Raw genomic sequence first — 17,663 nt, 5'->3', positions numbered from 1 at the left:
CCGATACAGTCATGACCCAACCCTCCCATTCCCTCGAATAGAGTTGAATCAGAGATCTCCAATATCCGCAACTGTAGTACTAGAGGCTTCAAACCTCGTGGCGCTTGCGGCCTATATGCAGCTCGCCTGTGGTCAGAACCGGGGCGGCGTCGATGGATTGTGCATCCAGCATCGAGGCGACGCGTTCCAGCGCGGCGACCAGCATTGCCTGTTCCCAGCTGTCCATCGCTTCGAATTCGCGCACGTACTTTTGCTGCAGCGCGTCGGGCGCGTTCACCAGTGTCTGGTGACCATCCTGGGTGATGGTGACGTTGGTCTGGCGGCGGTCAGTTTCCGACGGCTTGCGCTGCACCTGGCCGCGGCTGACCAGCTTGTCCACCAGCGCAGTGATGGTGGCCTGGCTGACGCCCATCTGCTTGGCCAGTTCCTTTGGCGTGACGCTGCCCTTTTCGTCGACGATCTGCAGGACGCGCAGCTGCGCCGGCGTCAGCCGGGCCGAGTATGCCAGCTCCCGTGCATAAAGCTCGGTGGCGCGGAGGATCCGCCGCAGCGCGATCAGGCTGGCGTCTGTTCTATCCATCGTATCCTCGGTTTTTTCCCATCATTGCACAAGTTTCGCAGACGCTTCAATTGCCTAAGCATGTAAGCGCAAACGATTCTGATCTGCTGGACAGACATCGTTAGTCAAAATAAAGTAAAAACAGGCCATTCGCGGCCCGTTCCCGCCGACATCCCACAAAAATACTTCAGCAATTGAATTATCTGCCGCAATCGTTATTTTGTAGTCCAAAGCAAACTAGCGAGGGAACTCGAACGATGCCGAAAGATGTGACACCGCCCCGAACGCGTATGCCCCTGCTACGGAAGCCGGAGGCGACCGATGGGGCCATGATTTGGGAGCTGGTGCGCAGCTGCAAGCCGCTCGACGAAAACTCGATGTATTGCAACATCGTGCAAGCCGAACACTTCCGCGACACATGCGTCGTGGCCGAACTGGACGGCGAAATCCTGGGCTGGATCTCCGGCCACATGATTCCCAACCAGAACGCTTTTTTCGTGTGGCAGGTGGCCGTCAGCCCCAAGGCACGCGGACTTGGTCTGGGCAAGAAGATGTTGCACCACCTGATCGAACGCGACGAATGTGACGAGGCGCACAGCCTGAAGACCACGATCACGCGCGACAATGATGCAAGCTGGGGCCTTTTCCGCAGCTTTGCCAAGATGATCGGCGGCGACCTGTCCGACGAGCCGCATTACACGCGCGATGAGCATTTCGGCGGCAAGCATGCCACCGAGCACATGGTGACGATCAAATTCCCCGAGGCGTTGGCCAAAGCCGCCTGAACGCCTCGCGCACCCGAAATTCAAAGGAAAATCCTATGCCGACTGACACGTCAGCCGACCACACCGCTATTTTCACCCGCCGCGAGAGCGAGGCGCGCTCTTACTGTCGCGCCATGCCCGCCATGTTCAACCGCGCCAAGGGGTCCGAGCTTTTCGACGCCGAAGGCAAACGCTACATCGACTTTCTGGCCGGGTGTTCGTCGCTCAATTATGGGCACAACGATCCCGACATGAAGGCCGCGCTGGTCGAACACATGCAGAACGACGGGATCACCCACGCGCTGGACATGCACACGCAGCCCAAGGCGGACTTTCTTGAAACGTTCGAGCGGCTCATCCTGAAACCGCGTGGCATGGACCACAAGGTGATGATGACCGGGCCGACCGGCACCAATGCCGTCGAGTCCGCGATGAAGCTGGCGCGCAAGGTGACGGGGCGCAAGAACATCATCGCCTTTACCAATGGGTTTCATGGCATGACCATGGGCGCGCTGGCCGCGACCGGGAACACCGGCAAGCGCGGCGGTTCGGGCATGTCGGCGCTGGACGGCGTGACACACATGCCGTTCGAAGACGCCTTTGGCCCCGATGTGGACAGCCTGTCGCTGATCGAACAGATGCTGGACAACCCGTCCAGCGGCGTCGATGCGCCCGCTGCCTTCCTGATCGAACCCGTACAGGGCGAGGGCGGGCTGAACGCCGCGAGCGCCGAGTTCATGCAGGGCATCGCCCGGATCGCCAAGAAGCACGGCGCGCTGTTCATCGTCGATGACATCCAGGCGGGCTGCGGCCGCACCGGCACGTTCTTCAGCTTTGAAGAAATGGGGATCGAGCCCGACCTGATCCCGCTGGCCAAGTCGTTCAGCGGCATGGGACTGCCGTTTGCCGCGCTGCTGATCAAGCGCGAGTACGACATCTGGAAGCCGGCCGAGCATAACGGCACATTCCGGGGCAACACCCATGCCTTCATCACCGCGCGGATCGCGCTTGAGAAGTTCTGGGCCGATGACACGTTCCAGAAGGAACTGGCGGAAAAGTCGGTGATGCTGACAACCGCGCTGCAACAAGTGGCCGAAATGGTGCCCGGTGCCACTCTCAAGGGCCGTGGCCTGATGCAGGGTGTCGACGTGGGCAGCGGTGATCTGGCCGGGGATATCTGCGCACGCGCCTTTGAAAAGGGGCTGGTGATCGAAACCTCCGGGGCGCATGATGAGGTGGTCAAGGTTCTGGCCCCTCTGACGACCACGCCCGCCTTGTTCCGCGAAGGGTTCGACATCCTTCTCGAAGCGACGCGCGAGGCGACGACAAACATGAAACTGGCAGCGGAGTAACCCCCTATGATCGTGCGCGACTTTGACGACATCAGCAAAAATGAACAACACCGCGTCGTCTCGGATGCCAACTGGACATCGGTTCGGATGCTTCTGGCCGAGGACGGGATGAACTTTTCGTTCCACATCACCATTCTCGAGGCAGGTTCGGAACACACGTTCCACTACAAGAACCACTTTGAAAGCGTGTATTGCATGCAGGGCAAGGGCTCGATCACCGATCTGGCCACCGGCGAGACGCACCAGATCAAGCCCGGAACGATGTATGCATTGAACGAGCATGACAAGCATACGCTGCGCGCCGAGGAAGAGCTTTGGATGGCGTGCTGCTTCAACCCACCGGTGACCGGCAAGGAAGTCCACCGCGAGGACGGATCCTATGCCGCGCCTGAGGAACTGGCGGACTGATACATGACCCATACGGTTGAGAAAATTGGCGGGACATCCATGTCCCGCATCCATGAATTGCGTGACACGCTGTTCATCGGCGGCCGCAAGGATGCCGACCTTTATGGTCGGGTCTTTGTGGTGTCGGCCTTTGGCGGCATCACCAACCTGCTGCTGGAACACAAGAAAACCGGCAAGGCCGGGGTGTATGCGCAGTTTACCGATGCCGACACCGATCATGGCTGGCACGAGGCGCTGGACGTTGTGGCCAAGGAAATGATCAAGGCGCACAATGAAGTGCTGGACAACAACGCCGATGTCGAGCGCGCGGACGAATTCGTGCGCGACCGGATCGAAGGCGCGCGCAACTGTCTGATCGACCTGCAGCGCCTGTGTTCCTACGGGCATTTCCGGCTGGCAGAGCACCTTTTGCAGGTGCGCGAACTGTTGTCGGGTCTGGGCGAGGCCCATTCGGCCCTGGTGACCACGCTGCTGTTGCAGCGCGCCGGCGTAAATGCCCGTCTGGTTGATCTTTCGGGCTGGCGCGACGAGGGCGACGTGACGCTGGAACAGCGGATCGGTGCTGCGATGAAGGCGGTTGATCCGTCCACGGAAATGCCGATCGTCACCGGCTATGCCCAATGCGCCGAAGGCCTGATGCGTGAATTCGACCGCGGCTATTCCGAGGTGACATTCTCCACGCTTGCCGCGCTGACCGGCGCGCGCGAGGCGATCATTCACAAGGAATTCCACCTGTCCTCGGCCGATCCCAACCTTGTGGGGCAGGATGCCGTGCGCAAGCTGGGGCGCACCAACTATGACGTGGCCGACCAGCTGTCGAACATGGGGATGGAGGCGATCCACCCCAAGGCGGCCAAGACCCTGCGCCAGGCCGATGTGCCCCTGCGTGTCACCAACGCGTTCGAGCCCGACGACCCCGGCACGCTGATCGACGATCAGCCGGCGGACAAGGCGGCGGTCGAGATCGTGACCGGTCTGGACATCATCGCGCTTGAGGTGTTCGAGCAGGACATGGTCGGCGTCAAGGGCTATGACGCCAGCATTTTGGATGTGCTGACGCGCCACGATGTGCGCATCGTGTCCAAGGTGTCGAACGCCAACACCATCACGCATTACGTCGACAGCTCGCTCAAGACGATGCGCCGGGTCGAAAAGGATATCGCGGCGCGATATCCCTCGGCCGAGGTGCGGTCGCGCACCTTGTCGCTGGCCTCGGTCATCGGGCGCGACCTGAACGGGTTGTCGGTGCTGACGCGCGGATTGCTGGCGATTGCCGACGCCGGGTATGAATCCATCGGTGCCACACAGGGGCCGCGCAACGTTGATGTGCAGTTCATCCTGGACCGCAAGGATCTCAAGCCGGTGATCAAGGCGCTGCACGCGGCTTTTATTGAAGGCGAGGCGCAGGAATTGCCCCGCGTCGCCTGACACGCCCCGACATTGCAACAAAACGCCCCGGCCCCACCGCCGGGGCGTTTTGCGTTATGGCGGCGCGGTTGCGATTGACCGCGCCGCGCCGGTGATGTTTGCTTTGCCGATACCAAGGGAGGATGACCGATGTTTCACATGACAAGATGGCTGGCCGGGGCGGTTGCCGCAGGCGCGGTGCTGGCAACACCCGCGTTTGCGGAAACCCGCGTGACCTATAAATCCGCCAAGGCGGGCACGTCCTATTACCAGATGGGCGTGCAGATTTCCGAAGCGATGAAGGCCGGATCGGATGGCGCGATCATCGTCACCATCGAAGAGGGCCAGGGCTCGGTCCAGAACGTGATGGAGGTGCGCGCGCGCGGGGCCGACTATGTCTTTACCACGCCGCCCAGCCTTGTGGGGCTGGCGCAGGGCGGCAAGGCGATGTTCGAGGGCAAGGGCGACCCCGCCTATGACGAGATCCGCGCGCTGTTCCCGATCCCGTCGCTGACCATGCATTTCGTCATGTCCAACGAAAGCGAGGTCAGCAGCTTTGCCGATCTTGAGGGCAAGACGATCCTGCTGGGCAAGGGCAGTTTCGGCGCGACCGAGGGCGCGAAATATCTCGATCTGTTCGGGCTGACCGACAAGGTCAATATCGCCGATGCGGAACTGTCCAATGCGGTGGCCGCGCTGAAGAACGGCCAGATCGACGGGTTCGTGACCGCCGGCAGCTGGCCCGCCCCCAATGTGGTCGAGGCCGCGGCGTCCACCGGCGTGACCATCCTGTCGCTGGACGACGAACAGGTGGCCCAGACCAACCGCACCAGACTGGTAATCCCGGCGGGCACCTATGCGGGGCAGGAGGCCGACATCGTGACCACCTCGTTGCCGGTCGTGGCCTATACGACCACCAAGATGGACGAGGACACCGCCTATCAAATGACCAGGACCTTCTGGGAGGCCAAGGCAAAGATGGCTGAGTCTGCGCCCTGGTGGGATGGTGTGGATGCCGCGATGCTGTCCACCATCACCGGCAAGATGCACCCCGGGGCCATCCGTTACTATCAAGAGGCTGGCATGCCTCTGAACGACGGCAACATGTAAGCACCGCGCAAGCGGGCACTCAGGGCCGGGCCACGGGTGGCCCGGCCTTTCCACGTCGGGGGGCAGGGAATGCAGACGCAACTGGTTTTGCCGCAGGCTGTGGCGTCAAAAGGGCTTTGGCTGGCGCTGGCAGCGGCGGTGGTGACCTTTCACATCGGGTTGATCTTTTCCGGGCTGGTGCCCAATCTGGTCAGCCGCCCGCTCCACATGGCGCTGATCCTGCCGTGGATTTTCGTCTATGGCGCGACGGGCTGGCGGCTGGTCAGCGGCGTCGTGCTGTGCGCGGTCGGCGTGGCTGGAAGCGTCTGGATCGCCGTCAACGCCGATGCGCTGTCGGATCAGTACGGCTTTATCGAGACCGAATTTCAGGTCTGGCTGGCCTTTGCCCTGCTGGCCATCGTGATCGAGGCCGCGCGCCGCGCGATCGGCTGGCCTCTGCCCATGGTCGCCGCCGCCGCCCTGTTGTATGCGTTTTTCGGCCAACATATCCCGGGCGAGTTCGGCCATTCCGGCATGCCGCTGCGGTCCTTCCTTGGCACCATGGTGATTGCCGAGGGCGGCATCTGGGGCAGCCTGACCGCCGTTTCGGTCGGTGTCGTTTCGATCTTCGTCATCTTCGGCGCGGTGCTGAACGCGGGTGAGGCGGGGCAGGGGTTCATGAACGTGGCCGCTGCGGCAGCGGGGCGGCTCAAGGGCGGTGCGGCAAAGGTGTCGGTGCTGTCCTCGGCGCTGTTCGGGTCGATCTCGGGGTCGGCCAGCGCCAATGTGGCCTCGACCGGGGCGATCACCCTGCCGGCCATGACGAAACTGGGCTACCCTAGGCGGCTGGCAGCCGGGGTCGAGGCGGTGGCCAGTTCGGGCGGGCAGATCATGCCGCCGCTGATGGGGGCCGGGGCCTTTGTGATGGTCGAACTGACCGGCACACCCTACACGCAGATCATTGCTGCGGCGTTCCTGCCCGCGATCCTGTATTTTTGGGCGGTCTGGGTGGGAATCAACGCCTATGCCACCCGGTTCGACCTGCGCGGCATCGACGAGGACGAGCGTCCCGCGACGCGCGATGTGGCGGTCACGGCGATGTTTTTCCTGATCCCGTTCACTGTGCTGCTGCTGGGGATGTTCGCCTTTGGCTACACCCCGCAATATGCCGCCTGCTTGGCGATCATCGCCGGTGCGCTGCTGTTGCTGACTGGGGCGGACATGCGGTTTGACGCCGCGCGCACCGCCGGTCGGGTGGCCCAGGCATTGCTGAGCGCGTCGCAACAGGTGGCGATGATCGCCGCCATCATCCTGTGCGCCTCGATCATCATCGGGGTGCTGGGGGTGACCGGGCTGGGGGTCAAGATCACCTCGGTCATTCTTGAGGGCTCGGGTGGGATGCTGTGGGCCTCGCTGCTGCTGACGGCGCTGGCCTGTCTGGTGCTGGGGATGGAGGTACCGACCACGGCCGCCTATGTGATCTGCGTCTCGGTGGCCGGGCCTGCGCTGATCGAACTGGGGCTGGCGCCGTTGCAGGCGCATCTGTTCGTGTTCTGGTTCGCCCTGCTGTCCACGATCACGCCGCCGGTTTGCGGCGCGGTGTTCATCGCGGCGGGCATGATCGGGGAAAACTGGCTGCGCGTGGCGATGACGTCGATGGCGCTGGGGGTGGGGCTGTACCTGATCCCGCTGGGGATGATCGCGCAACCGGCGGTGATCCGGATGTCCGAAGAGCCGGGCGCGGCGCTGCTGGCCTTCGGGCTGATCGGTGCGGGGTTGGCGGCGATATCCTTTGGCCTGATCGGGCGGGCGGGTGCCGGGCTGCGGCTTGGGCTGGCAGTGGGCGGGATGGCGCTGATCTTTGGTCCTGCTCTGTGGTGATTGCGCGGGAGGATGGGTGAAATGGCCTTGGGGCGGCGGTGTGTCGCAATGCGGCGCCCGGATTTCGTGGTAGTGATATTCCGAAAGCAGAATGTAATTTGCATTCAACCAGAGGAGAGACCATGAAACGATTTCTGACCGCCGCTGCGATTGCCACGGCCACGCTGACCGCACCCATGGCCCATGCCGAGGGCCCGTCGAAACTGGTGACGGTGCTGACCGCCCCCGAGGCCCAGACCCAGTTGATGGCGATGGTGCTGACCATGCAGGCCGTGGAACAGGGCAAGTCCGCTCATATCCTGCTGTGCGGCCCGGCGGGCGATCTGGCGCTGAAGGACGCGCCCGAAACCGCCACCGCAGGCCAGCCGCCCCGCGACATGAGCCCTCAGGGCCTGATGCAGATGATCATGACCAAGCCCGACACCACGGTCGAGGTCTGCGCGATCTACCTGCCGGGCAAGGGTGCCGACGCCAGCGTGCTGCTGGACGGTGTGGGCGTGGCCAAGCCCGACGCGATGGCGGCCACGATCATGGGTGACGACACGCAAGTCATGGGCTTCTGAGCCAAACCGGCGTGATCAAACGGTGCGCGGCGATGCCGCGCGCCGGATGTCTCGCCTGCGGCCTTCGGCCTTCGGCTCGGGCCGCTCGTTGCGCTGGCGTGCCTTGCATCTGGCGACAGCGACCTGTGTGAGGTTGGAGCCTCCGGCGGGGATATTTCAAGAGAGAGAAAGCAGGCCTGGCACGCATTGCTCCTGTGTGCGCTCCCATGTATCAGGGATCGACTTTGATTTTCCAGCAGGAGCAGCGCACATGGCGTCCTATCAGTATGTCTATCACATGCAGGGGGTTTCCAAGACCTATCCCGGTGGCAAGAAGTGTTTCGAGAACATCCACCTGAATTTCCTGCCGGGGGTCAAGATCGGTGTCGTGGGTGTCAACGGCTCGGGTAAATCCACGCTGCTGCGCATCATGGCGGGTCTTGATACCGAGTTTCAGGGCGAAGCCTGGGCCGCGCAGGGGGCCAAGGTCGGCTATCTGCCGCAGGAGCCCGAACTTGACGCCAGTCTGGATGTGCGCGGCAACGTCATGCTGGGCGTGGCGGCGAAGCAGGCCAAGCTGGACCGTTTCAACGAATTGGCGATGAATTACAGCGACGAGACCGCCGACGAGATGGCGCAGTTGCAGGACGAGATCGATAGCGAGAACCTGTGGGATCTGGACAGCCAGATCGACGTGGCGATGGAGGCCCTGCGCTGCCCGCCGGACGAGGCCGACGTGACCAGCCTGTCGGGCGGGGAAAAGCGCCGCGTGGCCCTGTGCAAGCTGCTGCTCGAAGCGCCTGACATGCTGCTGCTGGACGAACCGACCAACCATCTGGACGCCGAGACCATCGCCTGGTTGCAACAGCACCTGATCGATTACAACGGCACGATCCTGATCGTCACCCATGACCGCTATTTTCTGGATGACATCACCGGCTGGATCCTTGAACTGGATCGCGGCTCGGGCATTCCCTACGAGGGCAACTATTCAAGCTGGCTGGAGCAGAAAGCCAAGCGCCTGAGCCAGGAAGCGCGCGAGGACAAGTCCAAGCAAAAGACGCTGGAGCGCGAACTGGAATGGATGCGTGCCAGCCCCAAGGCGCGGCAGGCCAAGTCCAAGGCGCGGATCAACGCCTATAACGACCTGGCCAACCAGTCCGAGCGTGAAAAGCTGTCGCGCGCCCAGATCATCATCCCGAATGGCCCGCGTCTGGGCTCCAAGGTGATCGAGGTCGAGGGGCTGAAAAAGGCCATGGGCGACAAACTGCTGGTCGAGGATCTGTCGTTTTCCTTGCCACCGGGCGGGATCGTCGGCGTGATCGGGCCGAACGGCGCGGGCAAGACCACGCTGTTTCGCATGCTGACCGGGCAGGAACAGCCCGATGAAGGGACCGTGGAATACGGTGAAACCGTCAAGCTGTCTTATGTCGATCAGTCGCGCGACGACCTGAACCCCAATGAAAACGTCTGGGAGGCGATTGCCGACGGGCTGGACATCATCAAGCTGGGCGATGCCGAGGTGAACGCGCGGGCCTATTGCTCGGCCTTCAACTTCAAGGGCGGTGACCAGCAGAAAAAGGTCGGCCTGCTGTCAGGCGGTGAACGCAACCGGGTGCACATGGCGCGTCTGCTGCGCTCGGGCGGCAATGTGCTGCTGCTTGACGAACCGACCAACGATCTGGACGTGGAAACCCTGCGCGCGCTTGAAGATGCGCTGGTGGATTTCGCGGGGTGTGCGGTGGTGATCTCGCACGACCGTTTCTTCCTCGACCGGATCTGCACGCATATCCTGGCCTTCGAGGGCGAGGCGCATGTCGAGTGGTTCGAGGGCAACTTCGAGGATTACGAGGAAGACAAGAAGCGCCGGCTTGGCGCGGATGCGCTGGAACCCAAGCGCCTGAAGCACAAGAAATTCGCGCGATAATCTGTCCCCGCACCCGGTCAGACCAGACCGGGTGCGGGGCAGGCGCGGAATTGCCGGACGGGTTCTGCCGCGCCGTCCAGCGGTATTGCTATCTGCCGGTCGCCCAAGGTGGCGATGGCGGTGCGATTGAATTCCATCCCGTTCAGCACGTTGCCAAATCCGCGATCGGTGACAGAAACTGTTGTGTTGCTCTCCGACAGCTCATGCCGATCAGTCGCAATGGCTATCGGGCGGTCCCCGTCAAAGGTGATGGCAAAGGTCTGGCCGCCGGGCCATGGGGCGTCACGCAGGCTGAGCACAAGGCGGTATTCGGGAAGCGTGGCGTCATAGGTGACGCGCAGCGTGAAGGCGTCATCGTCGTGCAACAGGGTACAGATCGGCGTGGCCGAGAACTCCCACGCCTGTGCCGCACCTGCCCATAAGCAAAAACCCGCAGCCAATCGTCGCATGTCATCCCCTTCGCAGCTTATTTTTGAAAAGATAGGGGAAATTCCTCTGTGGCAAAGGTGCGTTGCGACTGGACATCCCGCGGCGGGGACACAAGATTGGCACCTGTAACGAGGGCAAGAAGGAGCCGGAACATGACCGAGCAGGAACGTCAGCAGCAGGTTTACGATAACGCCATGGCCAGCCTCCGGCGCAGCGAGGCGGTGGAAAGCGGTTTTGCCGGTGGTCTCATGGGCTTGGCGTTGGGAATGAAGGACATCAACAAGCTGGAAAGCCTGGGCGACTGGGCGCGCACCTTTTGTGTGTTGTTCGCAATGGCGCTGCCGCCGTACTTTGTCTGGGCGCTGCTGCTGCGCTGAGCGCGCGGGCAGACCGAGCGACATGGCTCTTGCCGACGGTCCTGTGCCGTCGGCGTTTTTCTGCTTGTATCCACGTGTGAGCGGGAGGTGACAGCTGTCGACCAAAGTCTGGCCCACGCAGCTTCATCTTGATTTTTTCGCCATGAATCGGCATATGGAAGGGGCTAAGACCACCGCTACGATCTTTCTGTTTTCCGACTTCGGCTCACAGTCTTCGATCAACGACGTGACTTTGCCGCGCCGCTGCATCCCGCGAGCGGATTGAAAACTGAAGGAAGATCACATGGCCAATGGCACAGTGAAATGGTTCAACACAACCAAGGGCTACGGCTTTATCGCCCCCGAAACCGGCGGCAAGGACGTATTCGTCCACATCTCGGCCGTCGAGCGTTCGGGCCTGACCGGTCTGGCAGACAATCAGAAGGTCACGTTCGACATCGAAGCCGGCCGTGACGGGCGGGAGAGTGCTATCAACATCTCGCTGGCCTGAGGACGGGCTGGATAGGCGCTTTGTGGCGCGGTCCCGGCAGCGGGGCCGCGTTTTTGTTTGTTAGCCGGGCTTTGACTGCGCAGGTGGTTTGCGGCTAGGCTGATGCAAAGGCAGGAGTAATATTATGAAAGTGTTTGTTTTTCTGGCGGGCCTGATGGTCTTGACCGGGTGCGGCATTCCCTTTGTGCCCTTCATCTGACGCCACACTGAATGAAACGGGAGGAGATTTGATGAGACTGGCAGCAAGCGCAGCCCTGATGTGCATGGCCATGACGACGCAGATGCATGCTCAGGAGGTCGCGATCACCGACGGTGTGACGACCGTCACCGTCGAGACGAGCGGCGGCCCGGTCGAGATCACCCGCAACCAGGACACTGACAACCGCATCGGCGACGATTGGGCGCGGACTTCCCGGCCGTGTCCGGAGTTCTGTATCCAGCCGATGGTGCCGGCACCCGGTGTGACGCCGATCGGCGAACTGGAATTGATGGAGTTTCTTAACGACCCCGATGTGGTGGTGGCCGATGGCCGTATCCGCCGCGATTTCGAAGGCGGGGCGATTCCCGGGGCGGTCAACATCCCCTATACCGAGGCCCCCGACCGCTTGGGTGAATTGGGCTGCGAGCCTGATTTTGAAGGATTTATTTGCGAAGGTGACGCGATCAAGAGCGTCGCACTCTATTGTAACGGGCCTTGGTGCGGGCAGTCGCCGGCGGCGGCGCGGCGGATGATCGAAGCGGGATTTCCAGCCGAAAAGATCTATTACTATCGCGCCGGGATGCAGGGTTGGCGGATGCTGGGCCTGACCGTGACCGGCGAGTGAGGGCCGAAAAACACCGTGTGATATTCATGCACGGATCATGCACACACCATGCAGATGCGCGCCCTGCCGGGAGGGGCGCGCAAACGAATCCTTGCTATCACGGGGCCGGCCTGTCATACGGATCAGGCTAAGACCTTCTATTCGAGCTTTCTGTTCCCCTAACCGGCACGCAGTTTCGATCCAGACGTGACTTCGCCGGGCCGCTACATCCCGTGAGCGGTATGACTACAAGGAATAAACAGATGGCCAATGGCACTGTAAAATGGTTCAACGCAACTAAAGGTTTTGGCTTTATCGAGCCGGAATCGGGTGGCAAGGACGTTTTCGTTCACATTTCGGCTGTTGAGCGTTCGGGCCTGACCGGTCTGGCCGACAACCAGAAAGTGACCTTCGACGTTGAGTCCGGCCGTGATGGCCGCGAAAGCGCGATGAACCTTCAGCTGGCGTAATCGCCCGCGACACGAGATTTGACGCGGCTTCCGAAAGGGGGCCGCGTTTTTGATTCTGCGGTGTGAGGGTGGGTTGGCACCTGCCTGGGCGTGGTGTGGTGGGTTGGCACCCACCCTACGGTGGTGGGTTGGCACCCACCCTACGGTGGTGGGTAGGGTGGGTGCCAACCCGCCTGATGTGAGGCGGGTGCGATGTGGTGGGTTGCCACCCACCCTACTGGTCGGACAGGCGGGCCTTCATCCAGGCGATTTCGGCCTCTTGGGCGGCGATGATCTCTTGGGCCAGTTTGCGGATCTCGGGATCGGTGCCGTGGTCCAGCACGACCTGCGCCATGGCGACCGCGCCTTCGTGATGCGGGATCATGCCGCGCAGGAAATCCACATCCGCATTTCCGGTAAACTCGATATCCATATCCGCATGCATCGCCGCATTGGCGGCCATAAAGGCGTGGGTCGAGGCGGGCATGTCGGTGTCGGCGGGCATGGCGTGTCCTGCGTGGCTGTGCGATTGCGCCATCCCAGCGGCAGGTGACAGGGCCAGCGTCAACAGGGCCGCGCCAAGGGCGGGGCGAAAACGAAGGGTCATTTTGAGCGTGCCTTTCAGTGGGTGATGGGCGCGAAGCTTCGCACCTTGCCGTTGGTGGAAGGCAAGTGGTTTTGGGCTGGCGGGGGACACGATGCGGTGATGTGGTCCGGGGCATAATGCCACCCGCCTTACGCGAGGCGGGTAGGGTGGGTGAAACCCACCGAGCCTGGAATGTCAGTCGGGATCGTGGTGTGTTTGCAGTCGCCCCTTTGCAGCCATTGCCCTTTACCGACTCCTCCGCTTGACACCACCCCTTTGCCCCGGCCGGCCCGCAGTGGACCGACCGCGCGCCTTGGTGGCTTCGTCTGACGCTTTCTCGACCGCGTATTGACGGGCCAGCGGGTCGTCGGAGACGACCAGATCGACGGCTTCCAGCCGCTTGACCTCGTCGCGCAGTCGGGCGGCTTCTTCGAATTCCAGGTTCTCGGCGGCCTTGCGCATGTCGGTGCGCAGCCCTTCGAGCACGGCCTGCATGTTCGAGCCGGCCAGCCCCTTGTCGATGGTGGCAGTGACGCGGTTCATGTCGACATCGCCCTTGTACAGCCCCTGCAGGATGTCATCGACGTTCTTCCTGATCGTCGCGGGGGTGATGCCGTGTTCTTCGTTGTAGGCGACCTGCTTGGCGCGGCGGCGGTCGGTTTCGCGCAGGGCGCGTTCCATGCTGCCGGTGACGCGGTCGGCATACATGATCACCCGGCCTTCGGCGTTGCGCGCGGCGCGGCCGATGGTCTGGATCAGCGAGGTTTCCGAGCGCAGGAAGCCCTCTTTGTCGGCATCCAGAATCGCCACCAGCCCACATTCGGGGATATCCAGCCCCTCGCGCAGAAGGTTGATGCCGATCAGCACGTCGAAGGCACCAAGTCGCAGGTCGCGCAGGATCTCGATCCGTTCGATCGTGTCGATGTCGGAGTGCATGTAGCGCACGCGGATGCCCTGTTCGTGCATGTATTCGGTCAGATCCTCGGCCATGCGCTTGGTCAGCACTGTGCACAGCGTGCGGTATCCGTCGGCGGCGACCTTGCGCACCTCGTCCAGCAGGTCGTCAACCTGCATCTCGACGGGCCGGATTTCGACCTGCGGGTCAATCAGACCAGTGGGGCGGATCACCTGTTCGGTGAAGACGCCGCCGGTCTGCTCCATCTCCCAACTGCCGGGGGTGGCGCTGACAAAGACCGATTGCGGGCGCATGGCGTCCCATTCCTCGAATTTCAGCGGTCGGTTGTCCATGCAGGACGGCAGGCGGAAACCATGCTCGGCCAGGGTGAACTTGCGCCGGTAGTCGCCCTTGTACATGCCGCCGATCTGCGGAACCGACACGTGGGATTCATCGGCAAAGACTATGGCCGTGTCGGGGATGAATTCGAACAGGGTGGGGGGCGGCTCGCCCGGTGCCCGGCCGGTGAGGTAGCGCGAATAGTTCTCGATTCCGTTGCACACGCCGGTGGCTTCCAGCATCTCGATGTCGAAATTCGTGCGCTGTTCCAGCCGTTGCGCCTCGAGCAGCTTGCCCTCGCCCACCAGTTGGTCGAGCCGGATGCGCAGTTCCTTCTTGATGCTGGCGATGGCCTGCTGGATCGTCGGCTTGGGCGTGACGTAATGCGAGTTGGCGTAGACGCGGACGCGCTCCATCGTGCCGTATTTCTCGCCGGTGAGGGGGTCGAATTCGGTGATGCCTTCCAGTTCCTCGCCAAAGAACGACAGTTTCCAGGCGCGGTCCTCGAGGTGGGCGGGCCAGATTTCCAGGCTGTCGCCGCGCACCCGAAAGCTGCCGCGCTGGAACGCCTGATCGTTGCGCTTGTATTGCTGGGCCACGAGGTCGGCCATGATGCTGCGCTGGTCGTAGTCCTTGCCGATCTGCAGATCCTGGGTCATCGCGCCATAGGTTTCGACGCTGCCGATGCCGTAGATGCACGACACCGAGGCGATGATGATCACGTCGTCGCGTTCGAGCAGGGCGCGGGTGGCCGAGTGGCGCATCCTGTCGATCTGCTCGTTGATCTGGGATTCCTTCTCGATATAGGTGTCGGAGCGGGCGACATAGGCTTCGGGCTGGTAGTAGTCGTAGTAGCTGACGAAGTATTCCACGGCGTTTTCGGGGAAGAAGCCCTTGAACTCGCCGTAGAGCTGGGCCGCCAGCGTCTTGTTGGGGGCGAGGATGATCGCGGGGCGCTGGGTTTCCTCGATGATCTTGGCCATGGTAAAGGTCTTGCCGGTGCCCGTGGCGCCCAGCAGCACCTGATCACGCTCACCGCTTTTGATGCCGCCCGACAGTTCGGCGATGGCCGTGGGCTGGTCGCCTGCGGGTTCGAACTGGCTGTGCATGATGAACCGCTTGCCGCCTTCCAGCTTTTCGCGGGTCTGCACGTCGGGCGCGGGCGAGTGCAGCAGGGCTTCCGATTTGTCGGAATGGGCGTAGGGCATGAGAATCTCCGAGCGGGGTTGGACAAGATTTGATCTGTTTTTGTTCCAGTTCAACCCCGGCAGCCCGGCGACGCGGCGTGGGTTGCACGATTTGTGGTCAGACGCGTTTTTCTTTGCGGGTCCGGGGATTGCCGGTGACGGGATCGCAAGGAAATTACAAAAATACATCCGGGGCGCATCTATTTCTTGCGTGAAGAAAAGGCGCGGCGCTATGTTTTCAGAAGCAAACAGTGTGCTGCGGCGTGCCTTTGGCTGCAACACCCACCCCTCGCTCCCCGTGGTCGGGGTATGGCGCAAGCCTCTGTTTGCACCCGATTGGTCCGGGTTTGACCCTTGCCCCGCACCGGCTTTTGCCCGATAACCGGGTCGCAATCTGACATATGGGGTCCTCATGCGCGCACGTATCTACAAACCCGCCCGCACCGCGATGCAGTCGGGCACCGCAAAGACCCGCAACTGGGTCCTGGAATTTGCCCCGGCGTCGCGGCGCGAGGTCGATCCGCTGATGGGCTGGACATCGTCCGGTGACACGCAGGCGCAGGTCAAGTTGCAGTTTTCCACCAAGGAAGCCGCGCTGGAATACGCGCAGGATCACGGGATCGAGGCGGTGGTGAACGAGCCCAAGCCGCGCAAGCTCAACATCCGGCCCGGTGGCTATGGCGACAACTTTGCCACCAAGCGGCGCGGTGCCTGGACGCATTAGCGTCGGGCGGATTTCGGAAGTTCCGCAATAAAATGCCGGCTGTGCGATGAGTCGCACAGCCGGCGGACCTGCCTAACTGCTGGGGGTAGCCTGCAGGCCGTCATCCGTCCTGCGTCGTCTGTGACGCAGGACGGATGTGTCAGTGATAGTGGTGGTCCATCGCTGCCTTGACGCCCAGCCAGACGGCCGTGCGGCTGGTCGGGCTTTGCAGCACGACGTCTGCGCCATCCTTGCATGTCTGGACGAATTCATTGCGTTCCGCCTCGCGGTTCAACAGGATGAGCGGCCTGCTGTGGAACTTCTGCCGGATCGCCTCGCAGAATTTCAGCATGAGCGATCTGTCACTTGCAAAACTGTCGGCATCGATGATGAACAGGTCCGCATCCTTGCCGCATTTCAGCAGCCATTCGAAAAACCCGGTCCTGTCATAGACATTGACCAGGGACAGATCATAGATGTCTTCCAGCCAGATGCGCATGTCCAGGTTGGGCTGGCTGGCTTCGGCAAAGACGATCGCCTTCTTGTTGGCGAACTGCCCACGAACCTCGATCGTGCGGCGGTCTTTCTCGGGCAGGCAGGCGGGATGCTGTGTCCGCGCCATACGATCCAGAACGGTCATGCCGCCCTGTTGTTCCGACACGGCAGCGGGGGGCGCAACGGGCCTTGCCTGAAGGGCATCCAGAACTCGCGTGACACCGTAGGTCATCCGCGCACCAAGGCGTGGCGTGAAGGCTGTTCTGTCGTCGAAGAACATCGGCTGACTCCTCTATACTGCCTAAGGTTAATGTGAAATAACACATTCGGTCAAGCTTTGGGTCGCACTGGTGGGGGTCAGACTACTACTATGAGAGGAATTTTGCCGATGACCCTGGCTTTGCGCTGATAGCCTGTCGCTTCAATCTGATGATTACATAAAGACTTTTACTGCATGCGAGGCCGGTGCACCGGTGGTAGGGGGGGCGGTAATCTCATAGGATGTATTGGCAGAACATGGCCGACGCCAGCGGCACCTGTGAAATATAACAAGTCACAGGTTGACGACCTATGGGTGTTTTCTTACCTTATTCTTTGCAAGGAAAAATACAGTTTGTGTATGTTGGTAGGGGGCTGCCACACGCACAGCTGTTGCTTGGTGATTGTGGACGGAAGTGTCTGATGCAGGATAGAACCGATTTTGAAAAGGCCCCCCTGGTACCCGATGACTGGGCCGACCTTGAAGAGTGCGTCAAGGCCTTGGGGAAAAAGGAAAAAATCCTTCTTTTGTATTTTATCCGTCAGTACGGGTGCGCAGAATTGCTAGAAAATCAAAAAGCCGCTTTTGATCTTCTTGAGACAGCGAGGCAAGAAGGCTCAGAAGCGACGCATCGATATCGGGGTAGATTCCGGTAGGGGGCAGGATCGTATCACAAGGCATTTTGGCGGTGCCGCCTGACGATGTCCGTGACGGTGTTTTTC

Annotated in this window: 20 protein-coding genes; 14 read left to right on the top strand and 6 right to left on the bottom strand. The window is 61.7% G+C overall.

Going from position 1 to position 17,663, the window contains the following annotated elements:
* Positions 1–88 precede the first annotated feature (88 nt).
* Complete coding sequence (locus ACFTOW_RS04055) at positions 89–580, bottom strand: MarR family winged helix-turn-helix transcriptional regulator (RefSeq protein WP_379913343.1); 492 nt, start codon at positions 578–580, stop codon at positions 89–91.
* A gap of 236 nt (positions 581–816) precedes the next feature.
* Here ACFTOW_RS04055 and ectA point away from each other — a divergent pair, with 236 nt between their 5' ends.
* The 8 genes from ectA to ettA all read left to right on the top strand — a co-directional run bounded on the left by ectA (position 817) and on the right by ettA (position 9,929).
* Positions 817–1,344, top strand: a complete 528-nt coding sequence (gene ectA / locus ACFTOW_RS04050; protein ID WP_379913341.1) for a diaminobutyrate acetyltransferase — start codon at positions 817–819, stop codon at positions 1,342–1,344.
* A 35-nt stretch (positions 1,345–1,379) separates the two neighbouring features.
* Positions 1,380–2,675 (top strand): diaminobutyrate--2-oxoglutarate transaminase, encoded by a 1,296-nt coding sequence (gene ectB / locus ACFTOW_RS04045; RefSeq protein ID WP_379913339.1) that lies wholly within the window; start codon positions 1,380–1,382, stop codon positions 2,673–2,675.
* Positions 2,676–2,681: 6 nt separating this feature from the next.
* Positions 2,682–3,083, top strand: coding sequence for an ectoine synthase (locus ACFTOW_RS04040; RefSeq protein WP_379913337.1), 402 nt, complete (start codon positions 2,682–2,684; stop codon positions 3,081–3,083).
* Between the two features lie 3 nt (positions 3,084–3,086).
* Complete coding sequence (locus ACFTOW_RS04035; RefSeq protein WP_379913335.1) at positions 3,087–4,511, top strand: aspartate kinase; 1,425 nt, start codon at positions 3,087–3,089, stop codon at positions 4,509–4,511.
* Between the two features lie 138 nt (positions 4,512–4,649).
* On the top strand, positions 4,650–5,600 hold the full coding sequence (locus tag ACFTOW_RS04030; protein ID WP_379913333.1) for a TAXI family TRAP transporter solute-binding subunit: 951 nt from the start codon (positions 4,650–4,652) through the stop codon (positions 5,598–5,600).
* A 69-nt stretch (positions 5,601–5,669) separates the two neighbouring features.
* Entirely contained in the window at positions 5,670–7,460 is a 1,791-nt protein-coding gene (locus ACFTOW_RS04025; RefSeq protein WP_379913331.1) for a TRAP transporter permease, read from the top strand.
* A gap of 122 nt (positions 7,461–7,582) precedes the next feature.
* Positions 7,583–8,023, top strand: a complete 441-nt coding sequence (locus ACFTOW_RS04020) for a DsrE family protein (RefSeq protein ID WP_379913329.1) — start codon at positions 7,583–7,585, stop codon at positions 8,021–8,023.
* A 250-nt stretch (positions 8,024–8,273) separates the two neighbouring features.
* Complete coding sequence (ettA, locus tag ACFTOW_RS04015) at positions 8,274–9,929, top strand: energy-dependent translational throttle protein EttA (RefSeq protein ID WP_379913327.1); 1,656 nt, start codon at positions 8,274–8,276, stop codon at positions 9,927–9,929.
* Positions 9,930–9,946: 17 nt separating this feature from the next.
* Here the strand turns inward: ettA and ACFTOW_RS04010 are convergent, their stop codons facing one another.
* A complete protein-coding gene (locus ACFTOW_RS04010) occupies positions 9,947–10,378 on the bottom strand; it encodes an excinuclease ABC subunit B (RefSeq protein WP_379913325.1) in 432 nt (143 codons plus the stop codon).
* Positions 10,379–10,510: 132 nt separating this feature from the next.
* Here ACFTOW_RS04010 and ACFTOW_RS04005 point away from each other — a divergent pair, with 132 nt between their 5' ends.
* The 4 genes from ACFTOW_RS04005 to ACFTOW_RS03990 all read left to right on the top strand — a co-directional run bounded on the left by ACFTOW_RS04005 (position 10,511) and on the right by ACFTOW_RS03990 (position 12,498).
* Positions 10,511–10,735, top strand: coding sequence for a hypothetical protein (locus ACFTOW_RS04005; protein ID WP_379913323.1), 225 nt, complete (start codon positions 10,511–10,513; stop codon positions 10,733–10,735).
* 283 nt (positions 10,736–11,018) lie between these two features.
* Complete coding sequence (locus tag ACFTOW_RS04000) at positions 11,019–11,225, top strand: cold-shock protein (protein WP_379913321.1); 207 nt, start codon at positions 11,019–11,021, stop codon at positions 11,223–11,225.
* Positions 11,226–11,455: 230 nt separating this feature from the next.
* Positions 11,456–12,049, top strand: a complete 594-nt coding sequence (locus ACFTOW_RS03995; protein ID WP_379913319.1) for a rhodanese-like domain-containing protein — start codon at positions 11,456–11,458, stop codon at positions 12,047–12,049.
* A gap of 242 nt (positions 12,050–12,291) precedes the next feature.
* Positions 12,292–12,498 carry a cold-shock protein gene (locus tag ACFTOW_RS03990; protein ID WP_024809690.1) on the top strand — a complete coding sequence of 69 codons (207 nt, stop codon included), beginning with the start codon at positions 12,292–12,294 and terminating at the stop codon, positions 12,496–12,498.
* 214 nt (positions 12,499–12,712) lie between these two features.
* Here the strand turns inward: ACFTOW_RS03990 and copM are convergent, their stop codons facing one another.
* Positions 12,713–13,084: a CopM family metallochaperone gene (copM, locus tag ACFTOW_RS03985; RefSeq protein WP_379913316.1), complete on the bottom strand. Its 372-nt coding sequence runs from the start codon at positions 13,082–13,084 to the stop codon at positions 12,713–12,715.
* A gap of 225 nt (positions 13,085–13,309) precedes the next feature.
* Entirely contained in the window at positions 13,310–15,505 is a 2,196-nt protein-coding gene (uvrB, locus tag ACFTOW_RS03980; protein ID WP_379913314.1) for an excinuclease ABC subunit UvrB, read from the bottom strand.
* Here uvrB and ACFTOW_RS03975 point away from each other — a divergent pair.
* Both ACFTOW_RS03975 and ACFTOW_RS03970 read left to right on the top strand, forming a co-directional pair.
* On the top strand, positions 15,504–15,866 hold the full coding sequence (locus tag ACFTOW_RS03975; protein WP_379913312.1) for a hypothetical protein: 363 nt from the start codon (positions 15,504–15,506) through the stop codon (positions 15,864–15,866). The two genes, uvrB and ACFTOW_RS03975, sit on opposite strands and share 2 nt — an antisense overlap.
* A gap of 30 nt (positions 15,867–15,896) precedes the next feature.
* Complete coding sequence (locus tag ACFTOW_RS03970; RefSeq protein ID WP_379913310.1) at positions 15,897–16,208, top strand: ETC complex I subunit; 312 nt, start codon at positions 15,897–15,899, stop codon at positions 16,206–16,208.
* Between the two features lie 139 nt (positions 16,209–16,347).
* Here ACFTOW_RS03970 and ACFTOW_RS03965 read toward each other — a convergent pair whose 3' ends face one another.
* Together ACFTOW_RS03965 and ACFTOW_RS03960 are read right to left on the bottom strand one after the other, a co-directional pair.
* Positions 16,348–16,962 (bottom strand): hypothetical protein, encoded by a 615-nt coding sequence (locus ACFTOW_RS03965; RefSeq protein WP_379913308.1) that lies wholly within the window; start codon positions 16,960–16,962, stop codon positions 16,348–16,350.
* A gap of 513 nt (positions 16,963–17,475) precedes the next feature.
* On the bottom strand, positions 17,476–17,663 hold a 188-nt coding region (locus tag ACFTOW_RS03960), incomplete at its 5' end, for a hypothetical protein (protein WP_379913306.1).

The sequence above is a fragment of the Lacimonas salitolerans genome (assembly GCF_042677865.1).
Lineage (GTDB): Bacteria > Pseudomonadota > Alphaproteobacteria > Rhodobacterales > Rhodobacteraceae > Lutimaribacter > Lutimaribacter salitolerans.
The sequence above is the reverse complement of the archived record's forward strand: the minus strand, read 5'-3'. Positions and strand labels throughout refer to the sequence as shown.